This is a genomic window from Neisseria sp. P0009.S008 (assembly GCF_051958615.1).
GTDB classification, from domain to species: Bacteria; Pseudomonadota; Gammaproteobacteria; order Burkholderiales; family Neisseriaceae; genus Neisseria; species Neisseria subflava.
Genome location: NZ_JBQCVG010000025.1, coordinates 1 through 6,291 on the forward strand (window position 1 = coordinate 1; position 6,291 = coordinate 6,291).

Consider the following 6,291-nt stretch of genomic DNA (forward strand, 5'->3'; position numbering starts at 1 on the left):
GTATAGTTCGGTTCTTCGCTGCTGACGCGGTGAAGAAAACGAAGCAGACAGTATAACACAGTTGGTTGAAATTTTCGATAATTTTAGTTGACATTTGCTAAATGTACTGTATAATTCGATTCGCTCTTTAAAAACAGATTACCGATAAGTGTGAGTGCATTGGGCCTCACACTGTTTGAAAGACAGACAAGATGATGTTTTAGACATTGTCCTGTCGGTTTCTTTGAAGCAGACCAGAAGTTATAAGTTAGAGATTGAACATAAGAGTTTGATCCTGGCTCAGATTGAACGCTGGCGGCATGCTTTACACATGCAAGTCGGACGGCAGCACAGAGAAGCTTGCTTCTTGGGTGGCGAGTGGCGAACGGGTGAGTAATATATCGGAACGTACCGAGTAATGGGGGATAACTAATCGAAAGATTAGCTAATACCGCATATTCTCTGAGGAGGAAAGCAGGGGACCTTCGGGCCTTGCGTTATTCGAGCGGCCGATATCTGATTAGCTAGTTGGTGGGGTAAAGGCCTACCAAGGCGACGATCAGTAGCGGGTCTGAGAGGATGATCCGCCACACTGGGACTGAGACACGGCCCAGACTCCTACGGGAGGCAGCAGTGGGGAATTTTGGACAATGGGCGCAAGCCTGATCCAGCCATGCCGCGTGTCTGAAGAAGGCCTTCGGGTTGTAAAGGACTTTTGTCAGGGAAGAAAAGGACAGGGTTAATACCCCTGTCTGATGACGGTACCTGAAGAATAAGCACCGGCTAACTACGTGCCAGCAGCCGCGGTAATACGTAGGGTGCGAGCGTTAATCGGAATTACTGGGCGTAAAGCGAGCGCAGACGGTTACTTAAGCAGGATGTGAAATCCCCGGGCTCAACCTGGGAACTGCGTTCTGAACTGGGTGACTAGAGTGTGTCAGAGGGAGGTAGAATTCCACGTGTAGCAGTGAAATGCGTAGAGATGTGGAGGAATACCGATGGCGAAGGCAGCCTCCTGGGATAACACTGACGTTCATGCTCGAAAGCGTGGGTAGCAAACAGGATTAGATACCCTGGTAGTCCACGCCCTAAACGATGTCAATTAGCTGTTGGGCAACTTGATTGCTTAGTAGCGTAGCTAACGCGTGAAATTGACCGCCTGGGGAGTACGGTCGCAAGATTAAAACTCAAAGGAATTGACGGGGACCCGCACAAGCGGTGGATGATGTGGATTAATTCGATGCAACGCGAAGAACCTTACCTGGTCTTGACATGTACGGAATCCTCCAGAGACGGAGGAGTGCCTTCGGGAGCCGTAACACAGGTGCTGCATGGCTGTCGTCAGCTCGTGTCGTGAGATGTTGGGTTAAGTCCCGCAACGAGCGCAACCCTTGTCATTAGTTGCCATCATTTAGTTGGGCACTCTAATGAGACTGCCGGTGACAAGCCGGAGGAAGGTGGGGATGACGTCAAGTCCTCATGGCCCTTATGACCAGGGCTTCACACGTCATACAATGGTCGGTACAGAGGGTAGCCAAGCCGCGAGGTGGAGCCAATCTCACAAAACCGATCGTAGTCCGGATTGCACTCTGCAACTCGAGTGCATGAAGTCGGAATCGCTAGTAATCGCAGGTCAGCATACTGCGGTGAATACGTTCCCGGGTCTTGTACACACCGCCCGTCACACCATGGGAGTGGGGGATACCAGAAGTAGGTAGGGTAACCGCAAGGAGCCCGCTTACCACGGTATGCTTCATGACTGGGGTGAAGTCGTAACAAGGTAGCCGTAGGGGAACCTGCGGCTGGATCACCTCCTTTCTAGAGAAAGAAGAGGTCTGATGCATTCACACTTATCGGTAAACTGTAAAAGATGCGGAATAGAAAAGCTTGAGTGAAGACAAGATTCGCTTAAGAAGAGAATCCGGGTTTGTAGCTCAGCTGGTTAGAGCACACGCTTGATAAGCGTGGGGTCGGAGGTTCAAGTCCTCCCAGACCCACCAAGAACGGGGGCATAGCTCAGTTGGTAGAGCACCTGCTTTGCAAGCAGGGGGTCATCGGTTCGATCCCGTTTGCCTCCACCAAGAACTTTACAAATCAAAGGAAGCCTGCTATACTTAGCAGCTTATTTTGATTTGCGAAGTGAAATATCGACGCATCGATCTTTAACAAATTGGAAAGCCGAAATCAACAAACAAAGACAATGAGTTTGTTTTGATTTTTTGTTCTTTGCAAAGGATAAAAAATCTCTCGCAAGAGAAAAGAAAACAAACACAGTATTTGGGTGATGATTGTATCGACTTAATCCTGAAACACAAAAGGCAGGATTAAGACACAACAAAGCAGTAAGCTTTATCAAAGTAGGAATTTCAAGTTTGCTTCCCTAGTCAACGGGTAGGCAAACGAAGTCAAAGAGGTTCTTGAAATGATAGAGTCAAGTGAATAAGTGCATCAGGTGGATGCCTTGGCGATGATAGGCGACGAAGGACGTGTAAGCCTGCGAAAAGCGTGGGGGAGCTGGCAATAAAGCTATGATCCCGCGATGTCCGAATGGGGAAACCCACCTCATAGGAGGTATCCTTATCTGAATACATAGGATAAGCGAAGCGAACCCGGAGAACTGAACCATCTAAGTACCCGGAGGAAAAGAAATCAACCGAGATTCCGCAAGTAGTGGCGAGCGAACGCGGAGGAGCCTGTACGTGATAACTGTCGAGATAGAAGAACAAGCTGGGAAGCTTGACCATAGTGGGTGATAGTCCCGTATTCGAAATCTCAATAGTGGTACTAAGCGTACGAAAAGTAGGGCGGGACACGTGAAATCCTGTCTGAATATGGGGGGACCATCCTCCAAGGCTAAATACTCATCATCGACCGATAGTGAACCAGTACCGTGAGGGAAAGGCGAAAAGAACCCCGGGAGGGGAGTGAAATAGAACCTGAAACCTGATGCATACAAACAGTGGGAGCACCCTTATGGTGTGACTGCGTACCTTTTGTATAATGGGTCAACGACTTACATTCAGTAGCGAGCTTAACCGAATAGGGGAGGCGTAGGGAAACCGAGTCTTAATAGGGCGAACAGTTGCTGGGTGTAGACCCGAAACCGAGTGATCTATCCATGGCCAGGTTGAAGGTGCCGTAACAGGTACTGGAGGACCGAACCCACGCATGTTGCAAAATGCGGGGATGAGCTGTGGATAGGGGTGAAAGGCTAAACAAACTCGGAGATAGCTGGTTCTCCCCGAAAACTATTTAGGTAGTGCCTCGAGCAAGACACTGATGGGGGTAAAGCACTGTTATGGCTAGGGGGTTATTGCAACTTACCAACCCATGGCAAACTAAGAATACCATCAAGTGGTTCCTCGGGAGACAGACAGCGGGTGCTAACGTCCGTTGTCAAGAGGGAAACAACCCAGACCGCCAGCTAAGGTCCCAAATGATAGATTAAGTGGTAAACGAAGTGGGAAGGCCCAGACAGCCAGGATGTTGGCTTAGAAGCAGCCATCATTTAAAGAAAGCGTAATAGCTCACTGGTCGAGTCGTCCTGCGCGGAAGATGTAACGGGGCTCAAATCTATAACCGAAGCTGCGGATGCCAGTTTACTGGCATGGTAGGGGAGCGTTCTGTAGGCCGATGAAGGTGCATTGTAAAGTGTGCTGGAGGTATCAGAAGTGCGAATGTTGACATGAGTAGCGATAAAGCGGGTGAAAAGCCCGCTCGCCGAAAGCCCAAGGTTTCCTACGCAACGTTCATCGGCGTAGGGTGAGTCGGCCCCTAAGGCGAGGCAGAAATGCGTAGTCGATGGGAAACAGGTTAATATTCCTGTACTTGATTCAAATGCGATGTGGGGACGGAGAAGGTTAGGTTAGCAAGCTGTTGGAATAGCTTGTTTAAGCCGGTAGGTGGAAGACTTAGGCAAATCCGGGTCTTCTTAACACCGAGAAGTGATGACGAGTGTCTACGGACATGAAGTAACCGATACCACGCTTCCAGGAAAAGCCACTAAGCTTCAGTTTGAATCGAACCGTACCGCAAACCGACACAGGTGGGCAGGATGAGAATTCTAAGGCGCTTGAGAGAACTCAGGAGAAGGAACTCGGCAAATTGATACCGTAACTTCGGGAGAAGGTATGCCCTCTAAGGTTAAGGACTTGCTCCGTAAGCCCTGGAGGGTCGCAGAGAATAGGTGGCTGCGACTGTTTATTAAAAACACAGCACTCTGCTAACACGAAAGTGGACGTATAGGGTGTGACGCCTGCCCGGTGCTGGAAGGTTAATTGAAGATGTGCAAGCATCGGATCGAAGCCCCAGTAAACGGCGGCCGTAACTATAACGGTCCTAAGGTAGCGAAATTCCTTGTCGGGTAAGTTCCGACCCGCACGAATGGCGTAACGATGGCCACACTGTCTCCTCCTGAGACTCAGCGAAGTTGAAGTGGTTGTGAAGATGCAATCTACCCGCTGCTAGACGGAAAGACCCCGTGAACCTTTACTGTAGCTTTGCATTGGACTTTGAAGTCACTTGTGTAGGATAGGTGGGAGGCTTTGAAGCAGAGACGCCAGTCTCTGTGGAGCCGTCCTTGAAATACCACCCTGGTGTCTTTGAGGTTCTAACCCAGACCCGTAATCCGGGTCGGGGACCGTGCATGGTAGGCAGTTTGACTGGGGCGGTCTCCTCCCAAAGAGTAACGGAGGAGTTCGAAGGTTACCTAGGTCCGGTCGGAAATCGGACTGATAGTGCAATGGCAAAAGGTAGCTTAACTGCGAGACCGACAAGTCGAGCAGGTGCGAAAGCAGGACATAGTGATCCGGTGGTTCTGTATGGAAGGGCCATCGCTCAACGGATAAAAGGTACTCCGGGGATAACAGGCTGATTCCGCCCAAGAGTTCATATCGACGGCGGAGTTTGGCACCTCGATGTCGGCTCATCACATCCTGGGGCTGTAGTCGGTCCCAAGGGTATGGCTGTTCGCCATTTAAAGTGGTACGTGAGCTGGGTTTAAAACGTCGTGAGACAGTTTGGTCCCTATCTGCAGTGGGCGTTGGAAGTTTGACGGGGGCTGCTCCTAGTACGAGAGGACCGGAGTGGACGAACCTCTGGTGTACCGGTTGTCACGCCAGTGGCATCGCCGGGTAGCTAAGTTCGGAAGAGATAAGCGCTGAAAGCATCTAAGCGCGAAACTCGCCTGAAGATGAGACTTCCCTTGCGGTTTAACCGCACTAAAGAGTCGTTCGAGACCAGGACGTTGATAGGTGGGGTGTGGAAGCGCGGTAACGTGTGAAGCTAACCCATACTAATTGCTCGTGAGGCTTGACTCTATCATTTGAAGAACTTCAAATATAAAAGCTTACTGACTGATTCAGTCATCACTAAATAATTGATTAAGGCTTTACCGATTTGTAACAGTTTAAGTTTGGCGGCCATAGCGAGTTGGTCCCACGCCTTCCCATCCCGAACAGGACCGTGAAACGACTCAGCGCCGATGATAGTGTGGTTCTTCCATGTGAAAGTAGGTCACCGCCAAACACCCATTCCGAAGCCCCCGACTGATGTCGGGGGCTTTTTACATGCCTGTCGGTTCTATCGGTTTGGCGATAGGTGATGGGGTAAGGGGTGCAAGAATATTGATGAACCGATACCTATTGAGTGTTCGTGCATTCTTGGTATTTGGATTATGTATGATTACCCTGTTGTTATTCTTGAACAAAAGTACTGAAAGTTACGGTTAACTGTTTGGAATATTTGAAATCAAACGATATTTGCGTTAATATGGCGTAAGCATTTATGTGGGTATGGGCTGTTGCCCTATCTGCGTATGTGACAGTGTTTACCGCTTGGAATAAAACCATTCTGTAGACTTCCTGACTGATTCAATCAAACACGTTATGGGAAAAAATCTGATGAAGAAATTTTTATTTGGTGCATTTGCCGCCGTCTGTGCGGCGTTCTCTTTGGCTGCCGTGAACATCAATACCGCGTCTTCTGCCGAACTGGAGGCTTTGCCGGGTATCGGCCCGGCTAAGGCGAAATCGATTGTGGAATACCGTCAGAAGAACGGTGCGTTCAAATCGGTGGAGGAGCTGAAAAACGTGAAGGGCATCGGTGATGCGGTGCTGAACAAGTTGAAGGCGGAGGCGACGGTTTCTTCTGCCGCGCCTAAGGCCGCCCAGCCTGCCGTGAAAAAATAAGCCTGACGGTTAACTGCCGTAGACGCCGCCCCGAGGCCGAACCGTTTGCGGTTCGGGTTGACGGGCGGCTTTGTATGGGGCCGGGAATGAAGACCTGGACAAATGGAGACTTTACATTGGGTAA

Annotated in this window: 1 protein-coding gene, 2 tRNA genes and 3 rRNA genes; all 6 read left to right on the plus strand. The window is 49.9% G+C overall.

Annotation, left to right across the window (positions count from 1 at the left end; all coding sequences use genetic code 11):
• The first annotated feature begins 256 nt into the window (after positions 1 to 256).
• The 6 genes from ACTHSQ_RS11020 (at position 257) to ACTHSQ_RS11045 (ending at position 6,167) form a co-directional block, all read left to right on the plus strand.
• Positions 257 to 1,797, plus strand: a 16S ribosomal RNA gene (locus ACTHSQ_RS11020).
• Between the two features lie 105 nt (positions 1,798 to 1,902).
• Positions 1,903 to 1,979, plus strand: a tRNA-Ile gene (locus ACTHSQ_RS11025).
• A gap of 5 nt (positions 1,980 to 1,984) precedes the next feature.
• A tRNA-Ala gene (locus tag ACTHSQ_RS11030) sits at positions 1,985 to 2,060 on the plus strand.
• Between the two features lie 348 nt (positions 2,061 to 2,408).
• Positions 2,409 to 5,297, plus strand: a 23S ribosomal RNA gene (locus tag ACTHSQ_RS11035).
• Positions 5,298 to 5,391: 94 nt separating this feature from the next.
• Positions 5,392 to 5,505, plus strand: a 5S ribosomal RNA gene (gene rrf / locus ACTHSQ_RS11040).
• The 16S, 23S and 5S rRNA genes sit together here with 2 tRNA genes alongside, the layout of an rRNA operon.
• Before the next feature lie 374 nt (positions 5,506 to 5,879).
• Positions 5,880 to 6,167 (plus strand): ComEA family DNA-binding protein, encoded by a 288-nt coding sequence (locus ACTHSQ_RS11045; protein ID WP_036472233.1) that lies wholly within the window; start codon positions 5,880 to 5,882, stop codon positions 6,165 to 6,167.
• Positions 6,168 to 6,291 lie beyond the last annotated feature (124 nt).